17 protein-coding genes are annotated in these 20,569 nt (G+C 55.7%); 4 read left to right on the forward strand and 13 right to left on the reverse strand.

Annotated features, from left to right (window positions below; all coding sequences use genetic code 11):
* Nucleotides 1-2 precede the first annotated feature (2 nt).
* The gene (locus HFD95_RS10215; protein WP_167430195.1) at nt 3-1,262 is read left to right on the forward strand and encodes a glycerate kinase; all 1,260 of its coding nucleotides are present in this window, start codon (nt 3-5) and stop codon (nt 1,260-1,262) included.
* Nucleotides 1,263-1,607: 345 nt separating this feature from the next.
* Here the strand turns inward: HFD95_RS10215 and guaA are convergent, their stop codons facing one another.
* Nucleotides 1,608-3,188, reverse strand: a complete 1,581-nt coding sequence (gene guaA / locus HFD95_RS10220) for a glutamine-hydrolyzing GMP synthase (protein WP_022624130.1) — start codon at nt 3,186-3,188, stop codon at nt 1,608-1,610.
* A 68-nt stretch (nt 3,189-3,256) separates the two neighbouring features.
* Nucleotides 3,257-4,723 (reverse strand): IMP dehydrogenase, encoded by a 1,467-nt coding sequence (guaB, locus tag HFD95_RS10225; RefSeq protein WP_010671324.1) that lies wholly within the window; start codon nt 4,721-4,723, stop codon nt 3,257-3,259.
* A 168-nt stretch (nt 4,724-4,891) separates the two neighbouring features.
* Between guaB and xseA the strand changes: the two genes are divergently transcribed.
* The 3 genes from xseA (at nt 4,892) to HFD95_RS10240 (ending at nt 7,720) form a co-directional block, all read left to right on the forward strand.
* Nucleotides 4,892-6,265 carry an exodeoxyribonuclease VII large subunit gene (gene xseA / locus HFD95_RS10230; protein WP_033769693.1) on the forward strand — a complete coding sequence of 458 codons (1,374 nt, stop codon included), beginning with the start codon at nt 4,892-4,894 and terminating at the stop codon, nt 6,263-6,265.
* 112 nt (nt 6,266-6,377) lie between these two features.
* A complete protein-coding gene (locus HFD95_RS10235; protein ID WP_010671322.1) occupies nt 6,378-7,391 on the forward strand; it encodes a M4 family metallopeptidase in 1,014 nt (337 codons plus the stop codon).
* Nucleotides 7,388-7,720 (forward strand): protealysin inhibitor emfourin, encoded by a 333-nt coding sequence (locus HFD95_RS10240; protein WP_060680735.1) that lies wholly within the window; start codon nt 7,388-7,390, stop codon nt 7,718-7,720. Before HFD95_RS10235 ends, HFD95_RS10240 begins: the two co-directional genes overlap by 4 nt.
* A 45-nt stretch (nt 7,721-7,765) precedes the next feature.
* Here the strand turns inward: HFD95_RS10240 and HFD95_RS10245 are convergent, their stop codons facing one another.
* The 11 genes from HFD95_RS10245 to ndk all read right to left on the reverse strand — a co-directional run bounded on the left by HFD95_RS10245 (nt 7,766) and on the right by ndk (nt 20,472).
* The gene (locus HFD95_RS10245; RefSeq protein ID WP_167430196.1) at nt 7,766-10,207 is read right to left on the reverse strand and encodes a glucose/quinate/shikimate family membrane-bound PQQ-dependent dehydrogenase; all 2,442 of its coding nucleotides are present in this window, start codon (nt 10,205-10,207) and stop codon (nt 7,766-7,768) included.
* 312 nt (nt 10,208-10,519) lie between these two features.
* On the reverse strand, nt 10,520-10,741 hold the full coding sequence (locus HFD95_RS10250; RefSeq protein ID WP_010257531.1) for a zinc ribbon domain-containing protein: 222 nt from the start codon (nt 10,739-10,741) through the stop codon (nt 10,520-10,522).
* A gap of 62 nt (nt 10,742-10,803) precedes the next feature.
* A complete protein-coding gene (gene der / locus HFD95_RS10255) occupies nt 10,804-12,294 on the reverse strand; it encodes a ribosome biogenesis GTPase Der (RefSeq protein WP_010257536.1) in 1,491 nt (496 codons plus the stop codon).
* 174 nt (nt 12,295-12,468) lie between these two features.
* Nucleotides 12,469-13,650 carry an outer membrane protein assembly factor BamB gene (gene bamB / locus HFD95_RS10260; RefSeq protein ID WP_033769690.1) on the reverse strand — a complete coding sequence of 394 codons (1,182 nt, stop codon included), beginning with the start codon at nt 13,648-13,650 and terminating at the stop codon, nt 12,469-12,471.
* 19 nt (nt 13,651-13,669) lie between these two features.
* Nucleotides 13,670-14,287 (reverse strand): YfgM family protein, encoded by a 618-nt coding sequence (locus HFD95_RS10265; protein ID WP_010257542.1) that lies wholly within the window; start codon nt 14,285-14,287, stop codon nt 13,670-13,672.
* 39 nt (nt 14,288-14,326) lie between these two features.
* Complete coding sequence (gene hisS / locus HFD95_RS10270) at nt 14,327-15,601, reverse strand: histidine--tRNA ligase (protein ID WP_010257545.1); 1,275 nt, start codon at nt 15,599-15,601, stop codon at nt 14,327-14,329.
* A gap of 105 nt (nt 15,602-15,706) precedes the next feature.
* Nucleotides 15,707-16,828: a flavodoxin-dependent (E)-4-hydroxy-3-methylbut-2-enyl-diphosphate synthase gene (gene ispG, locus HFD95_RS10275; protein ID WP_163798870.1), complete on the reverse strand. Its 1,122-nt coding sequence runs from the start codon at nt 16,826-16,828 to the stop codon at nt 15,707-15,709.
* A gap of 37 nt (nt 16,829-16,865) precedes the next feature.
* Nucleotides 16,866-17,879 (reverse strand): cytoskeleton protein RodZ, encoded by a 1,014-nt coding sequence (gene rodZ / locus HFD95_RS10280; RefSeq protein ID WP_167430197.1) that lies wholly within the window; start codon nt 17,877-17,879, stop codon nt 16,866-16,868.
* Nucleotides 17,869-18,603 carry a type IV pilus biogenesis/stability protein PilW gene (gene pilW, locus HFD95_RS10285; protein WP_031292207.1) on the reverse strand — a complete coding sequence of 245 codons (735 nt, stop codon included), beginning with the start codon at nt 18,601-18,603 and terminating at the stop codon, nt 17,869-17,871. Before pilW ends, rodZ begins: the two co-directional genes overlap by 11 nt.
* 80 nt (nt 18,604-18,683) lie before the next feature.
* Nucleotides 18,684-19,853, reverse strand: coding sequence for a bifunctional tRNA (adenosine(37)-C2)-methyltransferase TrmG/ribosomal RNA large subunit methyltransferase RlmN (locus tag HFD95_RS10290; protein WP_010257560.1), 1,170 nt, complete (start codon nt 19,851-19,853; stop codon nt 18,684-18,686).
* Between the two features lie 187 nt (nt 19,854-20,040).
* The gene (gene ndk / locus HFD95_RS10295) at nt 20,041-20,472 is read right to left on the reverse strand and encodes a nucleoside-diphosphate kinase (protein WP_003848684.1); all 432 of its coding nucleotides are present in this window, start codon (nt 20,470-20,472) and stop codon (nt 20,041-20,043) included.
* Between the last annotated feature and the right edge of the window lie 97 nt (nt 20,473-20,569).

Genomic DNA, 20,569 nt, shown 5'->3' on the forward strand with positions numbered 1-20,569 from the left:
CAATGAGAAACAATCAGGCCGCAACGATACTGGAGGATATCTTTAAGCAGGCGGTTGACAGTGCCCGTCCCGGGCCTGTCGTTCCGGCGGCGCTGCCGCAGAAGCCTGCTGGCCGCTGTATCGTGGTCGGGGCAGGCAAAGCTTCGGCCGCCATGGCGGCGGCTGTGGATGCCGCCTGGCCAGACGTGGATGTCAGTGGCGTGGTGGTGACTCGCTATGGTCATGCAGTGCCCGCCGGGCGTATCCGTATTCTGGAGGCTTCCCATCCGGTTTCAGATGCGATGAGTGAAACGGCGGCTATGCTGATTCTGGAAACGCTGCGCGGCCTGACACCCGACGATCTGGTACTGGCGCTGATATCAGGCGGCGGCTCCGCCGTGATGGCATTACCCGCGCCGGGTATCACGCTGGCCGATAAACAGTCTGTTACCCGTGCATTGCTGCACAGCGGTGCCAGCATCAGGGAAATGAATCTGGTCAGGCGTCACCTCTCGGCGATAAAAGGCGGCAGGCTGGCTGCACTGGCGCAGCCTGCACGGGTGGTTTCATTGATTATCAGCGATGTCCCGGGTGACAATCCGGCAGATGTGGCATCAGGTCCGACTGTGGCTGACAACAGCACGCCAGAAGATGCACTGAAGGTGCTCGAGCGCTACGCTATTCCGGTATCCGCCGAGGTTCGCCATGTGTTGAGCCAGCCGCTGGCGTTGTCAGGCATGCTGCCCATTGGTGAGGTCAGGATGATTGCCACACCAGCAATGGCATTACAGGCCGCAGCCAGGGCTGCGCGTAATCATGGTATTACCCCATTGATACTCGGTGATGCCCTGGAAGGTGAGAGCCGGGAAGTGGCAACCGTCATGGCAGGCATTGCGAAATCGGTGAAGCAGCATGGTCAGCCGCTGAAGGGCCCTGCTGTTTTGCTGTCGGGAGGGGAAACAACGGTTACCGTAAGTAATGAAGGTGCGGGTAAAGGCGGCCGTAACACTGAGTTTTTGCTGGGATTAGCCTGCGCACTCCGTGGAGAAAGGGGAATCTGGGCCATAGCGGGTGACAGCGACGGCATTGATGGCACCGAAGATGCAGCGGGCGCGATGATTTATCCGGATTCGCTGACGCGCGGAAAAAATCGCGGGCTTGATGCACTCACCTGTCTGAACGCGCATGACAGCTACAGCTATTTTCACGCAATCAATGATTTGCTGATAACGGGACCAACATTAACGAATGTGAACGATATCAGGATAATACTGGTAGCATAGCCGCCACTTTTCGCATGGCTGGCAGGATTAAGCAAACGTCTGCATGACATGATTATCAGGAGAGTTCTGCAGTGAGCTGAAAGCCATATCAGCATGACCTGTAGACGTTTTGACCAGTCTTTAGAAAAATGACTTCGCTTTTTTTACCGTACGCTGCCTGTAAGAGGCGGCGTAACATCGACTGTCGATTCTGGCATCAGATTCAAATCCTGCAACCTGTCAGGCTTTTGCAACAGACTGCCTGACGAGGCAAAATTCTCCAGTGCACTAATGAAAAAGCCCGCAGTGATGCGGGCTTAGAGGTGCTTTATTGCTTATACGTGCAGGCTGTTGCCAGACGTTAAATCATTCCCACTCAATCGTCGCTGGTGGCTTACCGCTGATGTCATACACCACGCGGGAGATGCCGTCGACTTCATTGATGATGCGGTTAGAGACACGGCCAAGGAACTCATACGGCAGGTGCGCCCAGTGTGCGGTCATAAAGTCGATGGTTTCCACCGCACGCAGCGAGACAACCCAGTCATATTTACGGCCATCGCCCATCACGCCGACTGAACGTACCGGCAGGAAGACGGTGAAGGCCTGGCTGACTTTGTTATAGAGATCCGCTTTATGCAGCTCTTCAATGAAGATGGCATCGGCACGGCGCAGCAGGTCGCAATACTCTTTCTTCACTTCGCCCAGCACGCGCACGCCCAGACCTGGACCCGGGAACGGATGGCGGTAGAGCATGTCGTAAGGCAGGCCCAGCTCCAGACCAATCTTACGCACTTCATCTTTGAACAGCTCACGCAGCGGCTCAACCAGGCCCATCTTCATCTCTTTCGGCAGGCCGCCGACGTTGTGATGCGATTTGATGACGTGCGCCTTACCGGTTGCAGAGGCCGCAGACTCAATAACATCCGGATAGATGGTGCCCTGTGCCAGCCACTTAACGTCCTGCAGCTTCAGCGCTTCTTCGTCGAAGACTTCCACAAAGACGCGACCGATAATTTTACGTTTCGCTTCCGGCTCATTCTCACCTGCCAGCGCGTCGAGGAAGCGCGCTTCGCCTTCAACGTGAATAATGTTGAGGCCGAAGTGGTCGCCAAACATATCCATAACCTGTTGTGCTTCGTTCAGGCGCAGCAGGCCGTTATCTACGAACACACAGGTCAGACGGTCGCCAATGGCGCGATGCAGCAGCATTGCCGTCACGGAGGAGTCAACACCACCTGACAGGCCAAGGATCACTTTGTCGTTGCCGACCTGCACACGCAGGCGTTCAACCGCATCTTCAATGATTTTGGCTGGCGTCCACAGGGCTTCACATTCACAGATGTCGATAACGAAGCGCTCAAGCATCCGCAGGCCCTGGCGGGTATGGGTCACTTCCGGGTGGAACTGCACGCCGTAGAAGCGCTTCTCTTCGTTAGCCATAATGGCGAACGGACAGGTTTCTGTGCTGGCAACGGTTACGAAGTCAGCCGGGATCGCCGTGACTTTGTCGCCGTGGCTCATCCAGACATCCAGCAGCGGTTTGCCAGCGGCGCTGATCGCATCTTCAATATCGCGAACCAGGGCGCTTGGCGTCGTCACTTCAACCTGCGCATAACCAAACTCACGCTCGGTTGAGCCAGCAACGGTACCGCCCAGCTGCATCGCCATCGTCTGCATACCGTAGCAGACACCCAGCACCGGCACGCCAGCGCTGAAGACATATTCAGGCGCACGCGGGCTGTTCAGTTCGGTGGTGCTTTCCGGACCACCGGAAAGGATGATGCCGCTTGGATTGAACTGGCGAATCTGCTCTTCGGTGACATCCCATGCCCAGAGTTCACAGTAAACGCCCAGCTCGCGCACGCGACGTGCAACCAGCTGAGTATATTGTGAGCCGAAATCGAGAATCAGAATGCGATGCTTATGGATATTTTCCGTCGTCATTGAGGGTTTTCCAGAACGGTGACTTGATCAATAAAAGCGCCCGGCTGAAGCCGGGCGGGAAATCGGGATTATGAACCCATGCGGTAGTTCGGTGACTCTTTGGTGATGGTCACATCATGCACGTGGCTCTCATTGATGCCGGCGCCGCTGATGCGGACAAACTCCGCCTTAGTACGCAGGTCATCAATGGTCGGGCAACCGGTCAGGCCCATGCACGAGCGCAGGCCGCCCATCTGCTGATGCACGATCTCTTTCAGACGGCCTTTATAGGCCACGCGACCTTCGATACCTTCAGGCACCAGTTTGTCAGCGGCGTTATCGGTCTGGAAGTAGCGGTCAGAAGAGCCTTTAGACATCGCGCCCAGTGAACCCATACCGCGATAGGATTTGAACGAACGGCCCTGATAAAGTTCGATCTCGCCCGGTGACTCTTCGGTCCCCGCCAGCATCGAACCGACCATGACACAGGACGCACCGGCGGCGATCGCTTTCGCGATGTCGCCGGAGAAACGGATACCGCCATCGGCAATCACCGGAATACCGGTGCCTTCCAGCGCGGTGACTGCGTCAGAGACGGCTGTGATCTGCGGAACGCCCACGCCGGTTACGATACGGGTAGTACAGATAGAGCCCGGGCCGATACCCACTTTAACGGCGCTGACGCCTGCCGCAACCAGCGCCAGTGCACCGGCACCGGTGGCTACGTTGCCGCCGACGATTTCAAGGTCCGGGTATTTGGCACGGGTTTCACGGATACGTGACAGCACGCCTTCAGAATGGCCGTGTGAAGAGTCAATCAGCAGCACGTCAACGCCCGCTGCAACCAGCGCATCGATACGCTCTTCGTTACCTGCACCTGCGCCAACTGCCGCACCGACACGCAGACGACCCTGCTCATCTTTACAGGCGTTAGGTTTACGTTCAGCTTTCTGGAAATCTTTAACGGTGATCATGCCCAGCAGATGGAAGCTGTCATCCACCACCAGCGCTTTCTCAACGCGCTTTTCATGCATCCTGTGCAGCACCACATCGCGCGCTTCGCCCTCTTTTACCGTCACCAGACGATCTTTCGGGGTCATGACTGCAGAGACAGGCTGTGAAAGGTCAGTGACAAAGCGCACGTCACGACCGGTGATGATACCCACCAGTTCGTTGTCGCGGTTAACCACCGGATAGCCCGCAAAGCCGTTGCGCTCGGTCAGCGCTTTGACGTCAGCCAGTGGGGTGGTTGGCAGGACGGTCTGTGGTTCAGTCACCACGCCGCTTTCATGTTTCTTCACCTTGCGCACTTCGTCCGCCTGGCGTTCGATTGACATATTTTTATGGATGAAGCCAAGGCCGCCTTCCTGTGCCAGCGCAATCGCCAGACCCGACTCGGTCACGGTGTCCATGGCAGCGGAGAGCATAGGAATATTTAAACGGATATTTTTGGTCAGCTGGGTGCTGAGATCGGCCGTATTCGGCAGGACGGTGGAGTGTGCAGGGACGAGCAGAACGTCGTCAAAAGTGAGTGCTTCTTTAGCGATTCTTAACATGGCAATACTCCACCTCGGGTGATTGAGAATAGATAAAATATTGCCGCGGCATTATACAGGCCGTAATCGATTGCCTCCAGCATTATTTACGAAAAACTCTTGATCCGCACTGACAGCCCTGTAGTATCGATGAATTAACCTGCTGATTTGGAATTTGATCTTCGTCACATGTCGCTGCCACCCATCGCCAATATTTTTACCGTCAGCCGTCTCAATACGACAGTGCGTCAGCTGCTGGAGAAAGAGATGGGCCTGGTCTGGATCAGCGCCGAGATCTCCAACTTCACGCAACCGGCATCCGGTCACTGGTACTTCACGCTGAAAGATGATGGCGCTCAGGTTCGCTGTGCTATGTTCCGCAACAGTAACCGACGCGTTACCTTTCGTCCGCAGCATGGTCAGCAGGTGCTGGTTCGCGCCAACATCACTCTCTATGAGCCACGCGGTGACTATCAGCTGATTGCCGAAAGTATGCATCCGGCGGGTGAAGGCTTGCTGCAGCAGCAGTTTGAACTGCTGAAAGCAAAACTGGCCACCGAAGGGCTGTTTGATCCGCAGCATAAGCAACCGCTGCCGGAACCAGCGCGTCAGGTCGGGGTAATCACCTCTTCCACCGGCGCGGCGCTGCACGATGTGTTACGCGTGCTGCATCGCCGTGATCCCTCCCTGCCCGTGGTCATCTACCCGACCGTGGTTCAGGGCGTCGATGCGCCAGCGGCTATCGTCCGCGCAATTGAAATCGCCAACCTGCGCAACGAGTGCGACGTATTAATTGTCGGACGCGGCGGCGGTTCGCTGGAAGATTTGTGGGGCTTTAACGATGAACGCGTGGCGCGCGCCATTTTTGCCAGCCGCATTCCCATCGTCAGCGCGGTGGGTCATGAAACCGATGTCACCATTGCCGACTTCGTTGCCGATTTACGTGCACCCACCCCTTCCGCCGCGGCTGAAATTGTCAGCCGTAACCAGCTGGAGTTACTGCGTCAGTTGCAGTCACAGCAACAGCGGCTGGAGATGGCGATGGATTACTACCTGGCACGTCAGCAGCGGCTTTACTCCCGCCTTGAACATCGTCTGCAACAGCAGCATCCGCAGCTGCGTCTGGCCCGTCAGCAGACCGCCCTGTTCCGCCTGCAGCAGCGACTGGGGGAAGCAATGGAAACCCACCTGCGTCAGGCCACGCGTCAGCAGGATCGCCTGTCGCATCGACTCAATGCCCAGCAGCCTCAGCAGCGGCTGTTCGATGCGCAAAAACAGCTGCAAAGCTGGCACTACCGCCTGCAGCAGAGCATGACAAAACAGCTGAGCACCAGCAAACAGCACTTTGGTCAGTTGGTGGCGCAACTGGAAGGCGTCAGCCCGCTGGCGACGCTGGCGCGTGGTTTTAGCGTGACCACCGACACTGCCGGACAGGTGGTGAAGAAAACCGCACAGCTCCAGAGCGGCGACCTGCTCCGTACCCGTCTTGATGATGGCTGGGTTGAAAGCCAGGTGACGCAGTTACTGCCTGAGAAAAAGCGCCGCCGCAAAACCGCCTCCTGACTCTGCCCGTCAGCTCACACTTTTACACTTAACGCTGGCCTCACTAATGAGGTCTAACCAGCCTGACGGGTCTATACTTTCTGGCACATTCCCTGTCGCCAAGGAGTTTCAGATGGCTTATTGCGTTATTCCTCCCTATATCCTTCGCAAAATCATCGCGCACGGTTCCGGCCACCAGCAGGAGCAGGCGCGTCGCACCCTGACACACGTCCAGCACCTGATGGCGGAACACTGGCAAAAGCAGCCGGTGGCAAAAACCGCGGCAGGCGGCCACGTGGATCGTGAAATTTATGATGCGCAAAGTCAGCAGACCCTGCCAGGTAAGTTGATTCGTCAGGAGGGCCAGCCCGGCAATGACGACGTAGCGGCTGAGGAAGCCTGGGACTATCTTGGCGTAACCTATGACTTCTTCTGGCAGGCTTATCAGCGTAATTCGCTGGATAATCAGGGGCTGAAATTGCTCGGTACCGTGCACTACGGTGACAAATACCAGAACGCCTTCTGGAACGGTCAGCAAATGGTATTTGGTGATGGTGACGGCGAAATCTTTAATCGCTTCACCATTGCGATTGACGTTGTGGCGCATGAACTGGCGCATGGCGTGACGGAAAATGAAGCCGGCTTGATCTACTTCGAGCAGGCTGGTGCACTGAACGAGTCACTGTCAGATGTGTTTGGCTCGCTGGTGAAACAGTTCAGTAAAAAACAGCGCGCCGATGAGGCGGACTGGATTATCGGCGAAGGCCTGCTGGCAAGCGGCATCAATGGGCGTGGTCTGCGATCGATGTCTGAACCTGGCTCTGCCTATGATGACCCGATGCTGGGCAAAGATCCGCAACCGGCACACATGGATCACTACGTGAAGACACGTGAAGATAATGGCGGGGTTCATATCAACTCCGGCATCCCTAACCGGGCTTTTTATCTGGCAGCAACAGCGCTGGGTGGTTATGCGTGGGAACAGGCGGGATATGCCTGGTACGATACGGTGTGTGACGACGAACTGCCACAGGATGCTGACTTTAAGACCTTTGCCCGCTTCACCGTTCAGCATGGTAAAAAACGGTTCAACGAATCGGTCGGCAGTGCCATTGAACAGGCGTGGAAGGAGGTTGGCGTGCTATGAGTGACCTGCCCGAACTCACTGATGACGCCACCATCATCGTCGCGCGTGAAGGCGGCATGGCCTTTATTCCGGGGCTACGCGCCGAACGACGCTTTATGCTGGGCGAGCTGCCGCCGCCAGAAAGAGAGCGCGTCTGCCATGCGCTGCAGCAGGCGATGCCGCTGGGCGAACCTGAGGAGAAAGCCGCGCAGGTGGGCAGTGGCGATCAACGCTATTTTCGCATCCAGATTCAGTATGCAACCCACCGCGAGGTTGGGACGATAGTGCTGTTGATTCCGGAACAGGTGGCGCCGCCTGAGTTGCAGGCGCTGTGGCGCGACGGCAAATAAGCAAAAAAAAGGGCCGACTATGTCGGCCCTTTTCCTTAAGCGTTGTTACTTGCTGTCTGGCAGCGCGTAAGCAATCACATAATCACCACGGTCCGGTGACTGACGTGCGCCACCTGCCGAGATCAGGATGTACTGCTTTCCATCTTTCGGTGAGACGTAGCTCATCGGGCCACCCTGACTGCCCACCGGCAGACGTGCTTTCCACACCTCTTTCCCGGTTGAAGAATCAAAGGCGCGCAGATAGTAATCCTGCGTACCCGCGATGAACACCAGGCCGCCCTGCGTGGCCAGCGTACCGCCCAGCGTTGGCATGCCAACCGGCATTTTCACGCGCATCTTGATACCGAATGGTCCGGTATCCTGCACCGTGCCGACCGGCACCTGCCAGACGATTTTCTGCGTTTTCATGTCAATCGCCGACAGCGTACCAAATGGCGGTTTCTGACATGGGATACCCAGCGGTGACATAAAGCGATTTTTATTCACAGCATATGGCGTGCCTTTCAGCGGAACGGCACCCATACCGGTGTTGATCGCTTCGCCGCCGTTGCTGCCACGCGCAATATTGCTGGTATCAGCCGGGATCATCTGAACCCACAAACCCAGACGCATATCATTGACGAACAACAGGTGGTTGTTCGGATCGACCGACATGCTGCCCCAGTTCATACCGCCCAGCGAACCCGGGAAGCTCAGAGACTTGTCGGTGTCCGGCACGGTGAACAGGCCGTCATAGCGCATGGATTTGAAGCCAATGCGGCAGGCCAGCTGATCAAACGGCGTGGCACCCCACATGTCAGACTCTTTCAGCGTCTGGTTGCCAATCTGCGGCATCCCGGTCGAGTGTGGCTGCGTTTTGGTGTACTGCTCGTTCGGGATATGACCCTGCGGCATCGGCAGTTCTTCGACTTTGGTCAGCGGCTTGCCGGTCATACGGTCAAGCACGAAGATCATGCCGGTTTTGCCGCCAATCACTACCGCAGGTGTGGTAGTGCCATCTTTTTGCGGGAAGTCGATCAGGCTTGGCTGCATCGGCAGGTCAAAGTCCCACAGATCGTTATGCACGGTCTGATAGACCCACTTCTCTTTACCGGTCGTGGCATCCAGCGCCAGAACCGATGCGCCATATTTGTGATCCAGCTCAGTACGGTTCGCACCCCAGAGGTCAACCGACGAACTGCCCATTGGAATGAACACGGTGTTCATTGCCGGGTCGTAAGACATTGGCGCCCATGAGTTCGGCGTACTGCGGGTATAATCTTTACCCGGCATCAATATCGCATTCGGGTCAACATTGCCTGGGTCAAACGCCCAGCGCATCTGGCCGGTGATAACGTCAAAGCCACGCAACACGCCACCCGGCATATCCGTCTGTACGTTATCCGCTACGCGACCGCCGACCACCACAGTGGTGCCAGCCAGGGTTGGCGCTGAGGTCAGCTGATATTGCGGATCCGGTGCCTTGCCCATGCCCGCTTTGAGATCAACGATGCCGTGATCGCCAAAGTTTTCACAGAACTCACCGTTGTCAGCATTGATCGCAATCAGACGCGCGTCGATGGTGTTCATCAGAATACGACGCTGACAGCTGTCACCGGCTGGCAACACTGCGGCAGTCACAGGTGAAGACCCCGGCTTATCTGGCTGCTGCAGCGGTTTCGTGGCGTCAAAGTAAGCCAGACCACGGCAGCGTGGCCAGACTTCCGCTTTGGCATTGATTTCACGTTTCCAGATCTGCTTACCGCTGTTGGCTTCAACGGCGATGACGTTGTTGTGCGGTGTGCAGAGATAAAGGGTATTGCCAATCTGCAACGGTGTCTGCTGATCTTCTGCGCCGTTGCCGGTCGGGCTGACAGGGGTATCACCGGTGCGGAAGGTCCAGGCCACCTGCAGATCTTTCACGTTGTCGCGGGTGATTTGATCCAGCGCCACAAAGCGGCTGCCCTGCGGAGTATTACCGTAGTTATTCCAGTCTTTCTGCTGTTTCGCTTTATCTACCGGGATCAGCGGCAGCTCTTCGCCCGTGCCTGCAACGGTAGGATGTGGCTGGAACATCTGCACCAGCGTAACAACCATGCCTGCCGCCAGCAGCGCAGAGAACGCATAAGAGGGTTTTGCCAGTGAGTGCTTACCTTCATGCTTACGCAGTGAAGGCCAGATCAGGAAGGCAAGCAGCATCAGTCCGGCAGGCACCATCAGGCGTGATACCAGCGGCCAGAACTCCAGGCCCGCGTCGAATAGCGACCAGATCAGGGTGCCGACAAAGACCAGCAGGAACAGAACCACTGCCGAGGATTTGCGACGGAAGAACTGAATTGCGGAGAGTACAGTGACGATACCCGCAATTAAAAAGTACCCGCTGCCACCAAGTGCAACCAGTTTGCCGCCGCCAATTGCAAAAAACAGACCGGTGGCAAGCAGCACCAGTCCGAGCAGCACGGATGCTATTCCCAGCCCCTTTCCGGAGCGGGAGGATGTTTCAGCCATAATACTTACTCTCCTGAATAAACAGAGCGCCCGGACAGATGCCATCCGGACGCCGGCGCGTTAAGTCAGTCCGCGCCGGGCACCGCTCGGTTTCAAATCGAATATAAACAGACCCGCGTCCGTGAGATCGAGGGGCCGGAAGAACACGGATGTGGCTTGCCCCTCCCACGACGCGGCAGGATTGTACCACCTGGTACATTACAGAGTGAACATCCACAACTCATTTGTTACGGCGCAATAGCATTTTTGCTACAAAATGAGCCAGTCGTCGCTCTGAATTCTCAGACGTTTTAAGCGTAGCTGAAAGCGGCGTCAGTGACCTGGCGGCTGGAAAAGGACGCGCTTGCGGGAGATAAGGCCATGTCCGTTCCGGCAAAAATAGTCCACCGCGCCGCAGGCTTTGAGCACCTCAAGCGGCTGATGACACGCCGGACAGCAGGGTTGTGCGGGGTAATGCGTACCGCAGGTATTACAGATAAATTCACCGTCACTGAGCGACAGCGGTTGCTGACATTTTTCGCAAATAATAGTCACTATTTTCTCCCTGCTCCGGTTTATTCAGGGTAAAAAAAAGAGGGCCAGATGGCCCTCTATTCTTAACGCTTGTTCTTTTTCATATGCGCCAGCAGACGCTTACGTTTACGCTGCTGCGTTGGTGTCAGCAGGTTACGTTTGCCTTCATAAGGGTTATCACCCTCTTTGAACTGAATACGAATTGGCGTTCCCATCACGTTGAGTGATTTACGGAAATAGTTCATCAGGTAGCGTTTGTAAGAATCGGGCAGATCCTTAACCTGATTACCGTGGATTACCACGATAGGCGGGTTATAGCCCCCCGCGTGCGCGTATTTGAGCTTAACGCGACGACTGCGTACCAGCGGTGGCTGGTGATCGTCTGCCGCCATGTTCATGATACGGGTCAGCAGCGAGGTGTTTACACGCTTCGTCGAACAGTCATAGGCTTCAGTGATCGACTCAAACAGATTGCCGACGCCGCTGCCGTGCAGCGCAGAGATAAAGTGGATGCGGGCGAAGTCGATAAAGCCCAGACGGTAGTCCAGTGTCTCTTTCACTTCATCACGCACTTCCTGCGACAGGCCATCCCATTTGTTGACCACAATCACCAGCGAACGACCACTGTTGAGAATGAAGCCAAGCAGCGACAGATCCTGATCGGAAATACCGGCATGGGCATCAATCACCAGCATCACCACGTTGGCATCTTCAATCGCCTGCAGCGTCTTGATCACCGAGAATTTCTCTACAGTGTCAGAGATTTTGGCACGCTTACGCACGCCCGCCGTGTCGATCAGAACGTATTCACGTCCATCACGCTCCATCGGAATATAGATGCTGTCGCGGGTGGTACCCGGCATATCGTAGACCACTACGCGGTCTTCACCGAGAATACGGTTGGTAAGCGTTGACTTACCTACGTTAGGACGGCCAACAATCGCCAGTTTGATCGGCAGGCCCGTCGGGTCGAAGTTTTCTTCTTCCTCTGCGGCTTCCTGCTCAGCAATCTCGTCAGCTTCAAGCGCAGCCCAGTACGCCTGGTTCTCTTCTTCTTCCGTGAGCTCGACCGTCTCAACTTTGTCCATCCATGGCAGCAGTGCCTCTTCTATCAGGCTGCTCACACCACGACCATGCGATGCCGCAATGGCGTGGATCTCGCCCAGGCCCAGTGAATAGAAGTCCACAACCGCCTGATCAGGATCCATCCCGTCAGTTTTGTTGGCCACCAGGAAAGTCGCTTTCTGGCGGGAACGGAGATGCTTAGCGATTTGCTGATCGGCGGCCATCATGCCCGCACGCGCATCGACCATAAACAGCACGACATCCGCTTCTTCAATCGCCAGCAGTGACTGCTCGGCCATCCGCGTTTCAACACCCTCTTCGGTGCCGTCGATACCACCGGTATCAATAACAATAAATTCGCGCCCTTCCACTTCGGCGCGACCATATTTGCGATCGCGAGTCAGTCCAGGAAAATCCGCTACCAGCGCATCACGTGTGCGGGTTAAGCGGTTAAATAGCGTAGATTTTCCCACATTGGGACGCCCAACCAGCGCGACCACAGGTACCATAACAAAATGCCTCAATAAATAATTAATCGCCCGAATGGCGTGATTATAACGGCTCTGGCCGTCAAGTTCAGGCTTAAGGCGCAAAGAATACCATGCCTGACTAAAAACGAAACGGCCCCTGATTAAATCAGGAGCCGTCGGAACGGAGGATTTCACCTGCCAGACGTGTACCCGTTAACGGGTAATCGCATAAACCTCACCATCTTTCGACTGGATCAGCAGCTTATCGCTGGCGACCACCGGCTCGGTCTGGAAGCCTGAGCTATCCAGTTTCTGCTGCGCAACGAAACGACCATCCGTGGTGTTCAGCCAGTGCAGATAACCTTCACTGTCGCCGACAACCAGATAGCCGTTGTAGAGCACCGGCGAAGTCAGGTTGCGATGCAGCAGATCGCTTTGACGCCAGATGGCGACACCGCCGTCAGCGTTAAGCGCAATCACACGATCGTCCTGATCGACCAGATAGATGCGGCCGGCATCCACAATCAGATCTTTCACACCGCCAATTTCGCGTTTCCACAAAATCTGGCCGGAACGCAGATCCAGTGCTGTCAGATTGCCGTTATACGCCAGCGCGTAAACCACGCCATTGACGATAACCGGTGTGGTATCGACATCGTTAAGACGATCGATCTCAGTGGCACCGCTGACCTGGGAAATACGCTGCTGCCAGACCAGTTGTCCCTGGTTCAGCACCACGGCACTGACACGACCATTGTCGCCACCGACAATCGCGCCACCAAAAGCGACAGCCGGAGCAGATTCACCGCGCAGAGACAACGCTGGCATATCCAGGTTGACGCTCCACTTCACGGCACCGCTGCTCTGATCCAGGCCCTGCAACATGCCGTTGCTGGTATGAACCAGCACCAGACCATCGCTGACTACCGGACGTGACAGTGCTTCACCGGCGACTTTCGTCTGCCACGCCAGGCTACCATCACTGCTGTTGAGGGCATAAACCTGGCCGCGCTCGCTGCCAACATAGACCCGATCGCCATCAGCCGTCAGGCCACCTGATAACATGGCTGAGCGATTTTTCGAGAAGAAGCCGGTTTTCTCAGAGAGATCGACTTTCCATTTTTCTTTACCGTCTGCGGCATCGAGCGCTTTGACGATACCAAAGCGGTCGGCAGCATAAACCGTATTATCCTGCCAGGCAGGATGCAGATTTGAGTAGAAATCACCGACACCATCGCCTACCGAGGTGCTCCACACTTTCTGTGGCGTGAACTGATTTTCCACCTTCGGCAACGGGGCCATTTTTACTACATCTTCTTCGCCGCTAAACAGCGAACAACCGCTGAGCAAAGTGACTGAAATCAGTCCCGGCAGCAGGTATTTACGTAATTCCATGCGCTCTCTCTTGACTGGCTTAGCTTAAGTTATTCATCTTCATCTGCATCATTTGCTTCAATGCCGGAGAGGCGTCAGATTCAACCCCTTTACTCCAGGCATCGCGCGCGCCCTGCTTGTCGCCTTTGGTCAGCAGCGCTTCGCCGCGAATATCGGCCACAATGGCTGTCCAGCCATCACCCTTCACACCGTCAAGGGTTTTAAGCGCCGCATCCGCTTGATTCTGTTGCAGTTGAATGCGTGCCAGGCGCAGGTTAATCACCGCCTGCAGATTGGCATCTTTGGTATCTTTCAGTCCGTTTTGCAGCAGCGTCGCGGCTTTATCAAGCTGACCGGCGTCAACATACTGCTTCGCCAGATCCATCGCAGCCAGCGCACCGTAGGTGTTGCTGTTTTCACTGGCAAAACGGTTTACCGCTTCCAGCGTCTCCGGTTTGCCCGCCTGCATGGCGCTGGTGAGCTGCTGATACTGCGCTGATACTGTCTTCGCCGTATCGTCCTGATGACTGCTCCAGTAACGCCAGCCGCCCAGCGCAGCAATGCCGATCACCACGCCAATAGCTAACGCTTTGCCATTGTTGGCAAAAAAGTTGCGCAGCGCGTCGGTCTGCTCGTTCTCATTGCTATACACTTCCACGCAATCCCTCTCCTTTCTATGGTTGGTGCTGTGTCACGCTTACTGTAACAGCGAGCGCAAGACAGCAGCAGCCTCTGCCTGATCCAGCGTTTGCTGCTCGCCACGGCGCAGATCTTTAATCACGACCTGACCGGCTTTGACCTCGTCCTCGCCTAACACCAGTGCGACGCGAGCGCCCCACTTGTCAGCACGGGCAAACTGTTTCTTGAAGTTGCCGCCGCCAAAGTTGGTCATCAGCCTCAGTTCTGGCGCTTCATCACGCAATTTCTCAGCCAGCTGCATTGCTGCAGACTGCACGCCCTGACCTGAAGCGATAACATAGACATCCACATTGCTCGTCGGTTCAAATTCAGGATTAACCGCCTGAACCAGCAGCACCAGACGCTCCATGCCCATGGCAAAGCCAACGGCAGGTGTTGCGCGCCCACCGAGCTGCTCAACCAGGCCATCATAGCGACCGCCACCACATACCGTGCCCTGTGAACCCAGGCTATCGGTGACCCACTCAATCACGGTGCGATTGTAATAATCAAGACCGCGTACCAGACGCTGATTGACGGTGTAGCTGATCCCGGCGTCATCCAGCAGGGCACACAGGCCGCTGAAATGTTCGCGTGATTCGTCATCAAGATAGTCGCCAAGCTGTGGCGCATCATTCAGTAGCTGCTGGATATCAGGATTTTTAGTGTCGAGAACGCGCATCGGATTGGTGTACATGCGGCGTTTACAATCCTCATCCAGCACCTCTTTATGCTGTTCAAGGAAGGCGACCAGCGCGTCGCGGTAATGCGCGCGTGCTTCCAGCGAACCGATAGAGTTGAGTTCCAGACGAACGTGCTCAGAGATACCCAGGGCTTTCCACCAGCGGGCGTTCAGCATGATCAGTTCAGCATCGATGTCCGGTCCCTGCAGACCAAACACTTCCACGCCAATCTGGTAGAACTGACGATAGCGGCCTTTCTGCGGACGCTCATAGCGGAACATCGGGCCCATATACCACAGGCGCTGCTCCTGGTTGTAGAGTAAACCGTGTTCAATACCGGCTCGCACGCAACCTGCAGTGCCTTCCGGACGCAGCGTCAGGCTTTCACCGTTGCGGTCTTCGAAGGTATACATCTCTTTTTCAACCACGTCGGTGACTTCACCGATGGCGCGTTTAAACAGTGGGGTTTGCTCCACCAGCGGTAAGCGAATTTCGCTGTAACCGTAGCTCGCCAGCGTCTGCTTGAGAACGCCTTCAATCCGTTGCCAGAGGGCGGTATCCGCAGGCAGGTAGTCGTTCATCCCGCGAATCGCCTGAATATTCTTCGCCACGTTAGAATCTCTTAATGCAAAAAAACCTGTCCGGCATCATACCTTATGAGGATGAAACCGCACAGGTTCAGTCAAAAAAGTCACGCACGTAAACCGCGTACGCCATTATTTTTCCAGATGCTGCACATCAATACGGCGACTGGCATCCAGCATCGACGCTTTAGCACGAATGCGCGCTTCCAGCTGATCGATCATGTCATTGTTGTCGAGACGATCGCGCTGACGCACACCATCTTCGTAGAAACCACTCTTCTTGCTGCCGCCGGTCACGCCCAGCGTAGAGAGAGTCGCCTCGCCGGGTCCGTTGACCACGCAGCCGATAATGGAGACATCCATCGGGGTGATGAGGTCTTCCAGACGCTGCTCCAGCGCGTTGACCGTGCCGATAACGTCGAACTCCTGACGTGAGCAGGTCGGACAGGCGATGAAGTTGATGCCACGAGAACGGATGCGCAGTGACTTGAGGATATCGAAACCGACTTTGACTTCTTCTACCGGATCGGCGGCCAGCGAGATACGCAGCGTATCGCCGATCCCTTCTGACAGCAGCAGACCCAGTCCAATCGCCGATTTCACTGCGCCAGCCCGCGCGCCGCCCGCTTCGGTGATACCGAGATGCAGTGGCTGTTCAATCTGTTTCGCCAGCAGACGATAAGATTCAACCGCGAGGAAAACGTCAGAAGCTTTAACGCTGACTTTAAATTGATCGAAGTTAAGACGGTCGAGATGATCGACATGGCGCATGGCAGATTCCAGCAACGCCTGCGGCGTCGGCTCGCCATACTTTTCCTGCAGATCTTTCTCCAGCGAACCGGCGTTCACGCCGATTCGAATCGGAATATTTTTGTCGCGCGCGCAGTCGACCACCATACGGATGCGCTCATTGTTCCCGATGTTACCGGGATTGATGCGCAGGCAGTCGACGCCATACTCGGCGACTTTCAGGGCGATGCGGTAGTCAAAATGAATATCTGCAACCAGCGGGACGTTTACCTGCTGTTTGATCAGCCTGAATGCTTCTGCGGCATCCATGGTAGGCACCGAGATACGAACGATGTCGACACCGACTCGCTCAAGGGCTTTGATCTGATTTACCGTCGCCTCCACGTCAGTGGTGCGGGTGTTGGTCATCGACTGGACAGCGATGGGTGCGCCGTCACCGACCGGCACCTTGCCGACGTAAATGCGTTTGGATTTACGACGGATAATGGGTGCTTCGTTATGCATATTTCTTCTCCACAATTGCCCGGTACGCGATACGCTGTTATTGCGCACCCAACGTCAGGCGAGCAACCTGGTTATTACGGATAAAACGACTTAAATCAACGGGCTGATTCTGATATTGCACCTGAACAGCGGAAGGCGCGCCAATTTTCAGACGATACGGAGGCGTTCCTGCGAGGCTGAGTTTACCACCACTGCGCTGAATGCCGCTGAACAGTTTTTTGCCGGTGGCATCGCTCACTTCCAGCCAGCAGTCGGCGTTAAAGGTCATCACCACCGCATTAGGGTCAGCAGCCGGTTCACTGACCGCCGCTGCACCTACTGGCATCTGAGGTGCCGTGCTGGTATTGGTATTCGTGTTCGCGGCCGCAGCCGCTGAGTTGTCCACGGGCGCCTGGCTCGGTGAAACCACGGCATTGCTGGTGGTATCCGGCTGTGCGGTGGTCGCGCTATTGCTGCCAGTGGCGGCCGGCGCCGCACTCGCTGGCGCACTGGCTGCGCTGTTGTCACTGGTGGTATTGCTTTCGTCAGGCGCGGCAGGTGCCGCGCTGTCACCGCTGGATTCACCCAGCGGAATCGACTGACCGCTATCACCGCTGCTGCTGTTCTGATCGGTCATCGGCACCAAATCATCCTGCGACTCTTTATGATTCTGCCACCACCAGGCACCGGTCAGACCCACCACCACAAACACCACCAGCCAGGTGAAAATCATCAACCAGCCGTCGCGTTTCTTGCGGCGTTTGCCCAGCGAGAAACTTTGCATCGGCTCGATCTTTGAAGCCCGAATCGGTGTCTGTTTCGCCATCATCGGCAGCAGTTCCTCTTCAGGAATGTGCACCAGACGCGCGTAGGAGCGAATGTATCCGCGCAGGAACGTGGAGGCCAGATCGGCAGGCGATTTGTCTTCCTCGATATCACGCACGGTAGAAAGTTTCAGGCACAGGCGTTCAGCGACGTTCTGCTGCGTCAGCCCCATCTGCTCACGGGCCAGACGCAGGCGTTCACCTGTTGAATGTAATGCAGAGTTTTCTTGAGTGGCTTCAGTATTCATTAGCTAAATAACGCTGGTACTGTATCGATTGCGGAAAACGTCGCGCTAACTGGTCGCCATAACGTGAAACGTCAGCGGCATCTCCCTGTAGCGCGGCGAAACGTAAGTGTAACGCCAGACTTCGTGCCGTTGCGGGCAGCTGTTGCTGGTAAATATCAAGCAAAACCTGCACCTTCGCCAGATGGTTATCTGCCAACTGCTTTTCAGCTTCCGACAGCAGCGAATCAGCTTTGCGTCTGTCAGCCTCAATGGCCTGGCGTAGTGTCCTGCGGGCAGCGGCAATATCGCCAGCCTGCAGATAACAAAACCCTGCCAGTTCAAGCGCGTCATTGCGTGCATCAAACTGCGGTGCTGCGCTTGCCCGACTAAACTGTTGATGCGCTTCGCCATACTGCCTTAAAGCGCAGAGAAACGCACCGTAATTGTTAGCAACAAAACCATTATCCGGGGCCTGCTGCTGTGCCAGTATAAACCGTGCCTGCGCCGCTGTCTGATTACCCTGCTTCTGCGCCAGTCGAGCCAGCGCAAGCGAGACCCGGTAATCCTCTGGCGCGGCGGCCTGTGCCCGCAGAAAGTTTCGCTCAGCTGCGGCATAGTCGCCACCCGCCAGATAGTGCATCCCTAACTGCAGACGCACCTCTTCTGCTCCGGGTTCGTGATGCTGGCTGACACACCCGCTTACAACAAACAGCGCCAGTAAAACGGCAGGTAATCCGTTACGCATAATCGTTTCCATCCGGTTGACGTTGACAGGCTGCAGCCTGCCACGCGTCATCACTTCAGGAAACGCTCTGAGTCACTCTTCTAGAGAGCCTTCACAGAGATGGCTTCACCCGCCATTTTTTTACGCATCGTACGCTTGGTACGGTCGATCACCTCACCGGCTAACTGACCACAGGCGGCATCGATATCGTCGCCACGGGTTTTACGCACGATGGTCGTAAAACCATAGTCCATCAGGACTTTGGAGAAACGATCGATGCGGCTATTGGAGCTACGGCCATAAGGCGCGCCCGGGAAGGGGTTCCAGGGGATCAGGTTGATTTTACACGGTGTTTCTTTCAGTAATGCGGCGAGTTCATGCGCATCATCTGTGCTGTCATTGACGTGATCCAGCAACACATACTCAATGGTCACGCGTCCCTGATTGGCGTTGGATTTGCCAATGTAGCGTTTCACCGCCGCCAGGAAGGTTTCGATATTGTACTTTTTGTTGATCGGGACAATATCATCACGCAGCTTATCGTTAGGCGCGTGCAGGGAAATCGCCAGCGCGACGTCGATCATATCGCCCAGTTTATCCAGCGCGGGCACCACACCCGAGGTAGAGAGGGTCACGCGACGCTTCGACAGACCAAAACCGAAGTCATCCAGCATGATCTCCATCGCCGGGACCACGTTATTGAGGTTGAGCAGCGGCTCGCCCATGCCCATCATCACCACGTTGGTGATAGGACGCTGGCCGGTGATTTTGGCTGCGCCGACAATTTTCGCCGCGCGCCACACCTGACCAATAATTTCTGACACCCGCAGGTTACGGTTAAAGCCCTGCTGTGCGGTCGAACAGAATTTACACTCCAGCGCACAACCCACCTGTGAAGAGACACAGAGCGTGGCGCGGTCCCCTTCCGGGATATAGACCGTTTCCACCAGCTGGTCGCCCACGCGAATGGCCCATTTGATGGTGCCGTCGGTAGAGCGCATTTCTTCTGCCACTTCTGGCGCACGGATCTCCGTCAGCTCCATCAGCCGGTTACGCAGCTTTTTGTTGATGTCGGTCATCTGCTCAAAGTCATCGCAGCAGTAGTGATAAATCCACTTCATGACCTGATCGGCGCGGAAGGGCTTTTCGCCCAGCGACAGGAAGAATTCGCGCATCTGCTGACGGTTGAGATCCAGCAGGTTTATTTTCTGGCTTTTGGGGGAGACGACAATAGGGGATGCTGACGCGGACGTCACAATCTGTTCGGACATAATATTCTCTGGCCTCGTTGTTACACGTTATGGCGCTGTTCAGGGATAGGTGAAAAAAATTGCGCCTTCATTAAGCTGAGTCAATGAAGGCGCAATATTGTACAACATCTGCAGCCTGATAACAGGCGGGAGTGACCTCCCCTACGCAGATTTTTGTAAAGCCTACGTAACGTTTATCGCCAGGCGATTAACGGGTACGTGGGCAGATTTCGTTTTCGCCAAAGAAATAAGCGATTTCGCGGGCAGCGGATTCAGCAGAATCTGAACCGTGCGTGGCGTTTTCGGTGAAGCTGTCAGCGTAGTCAGCACGCAGTGTGCCAGCCAGTGCGTTTGCCGGGTTAGTCGCACCCATCAGGTCACGGTGACGCTGAACGGCATTTTCACCTTCCAGCACGGAAACAACAACCGGGCCAGAGGTCATGAATTCAACCAGACCATCGAAGAATGGCTTGCCCTGGTGCTCAGCGTAAAAACCTTCAGCCTGCTCTTTGCTCAGCTGCAGCATTTTTGCGCCAACGATTTTGAAGCCAGCGCTTTCAAAACGGTTGTAGATAGCACCAATCACATTTTTAGCGACGGCGTTTGGCTTGATGATAGAAAAAGTACGTTCGATTGCCATGATGACCTCTGTCTTGACGTTCTGAAGAAACCGGTGGCGTCCGCCCCGGTTAAGAAACGGCGCCGATTATAGGGGCTGAGTCCGGCATTGCCTATCA

The sequence above is a fragment of the Pantoea sp. EKM10T genome, from assembly GCF_011800685.1.
GTDB classification, from domain to species: Bacteria; Pseudomonadota; Gammaproteobacteria; order Enterobacterales; family Enterobacteriaceae; genus Pantoea; species Pantoea agglomerans.

Coding starts and splice junctions, on each gene's coding strand:
- bamB (WP_033769690.1), bottom strand. CDS start 13,650: ATGGAATTACGTAAATACCTGCTGCCGGGACTGATTTCAGTCACTTTG.
- ndk (WP_003848684.1), bottom strand. CDS start 20,472: ATGGCAATCGAACGTACTTTTTCTATCATCAAGCCAAACGCCGTCGCT.
- der (WP_010257536.1), bottom strand. CDS start 12,294: ATGGTACCTGTGGTCGCGCTGGTTGGGCGTCCCAATGTGGGAAAATCT.
- HFD95_RS10240 (WP_060680735.1), top strand. CDS start 7,388: ATGAGTGACCTGCCCGAACTCACTGATGACGCCACCATCATCGTCGCG.
- HFD95_RS10215 (WP_167430195.1), top strand. CDS start 3: ATGAGAAACAATCAGGCCGCAACGATACTGGAGGATATCTTTAAGCAG.
- HFD95_RS10290 (WP_010257560.1), bottom strand. CDS start 19,853: ATGTCCGAACAGATTGTGACGTCCGCGTCAGCATCCCCTATTGTCGTC.
- rodZ (WP_167430197.1), bottom strand. CDS start 17,879: ATGAATACTGAAGCCACTCAAGAAAACTCTGCATTACATTCAACAGGT.
- ispG (WP_163798870.1), bottom strand. CDS start 16,828: ATGCATAACGAAGCACCCATTATCCGTCGTAAATCCAAACGCATTTAC.
- HFD95_RS10245 (WP_167430196.1), bottom strand. CDS start 10,207: ATGGCTGAAACATCCTCCCGCTCCGGAAAGGGGCTGGGAATAGCATCC.
- xseA (WP_033769693.1), top strand. CDS start 4,892: ATGTCGCTGCCACCCATCGCCAATATTTTTACCGTCAGCCGTCTCAAT.
- guaA (WP_022624130.1), bottom strand. CDS start 3,188: ATGACGACGGAAAATATCCATAAGCATCGCATTCTGATTCTCGATTTC.
- guaB (WP_010671324.1), bottom strand. CDS start 4,723: ATGTTAAGAATCGCTAAAGAAGCACTCACTTTTGACGACGTTCTGCTC.
- HFD95_RS10235 (WP_010671322.1), top strand. CDS start 6,378: ATGGCTTATTGCGTTATTCCTCCCTATATCCTTCGCAAAATCATCGCG.
- pilW (WP_031292207.1), bottom strand. CDS start 18,603: ATGCGTAACGGATTACCTGCCGTTTTACTGGCGCTGTTTGTTGTAAGC.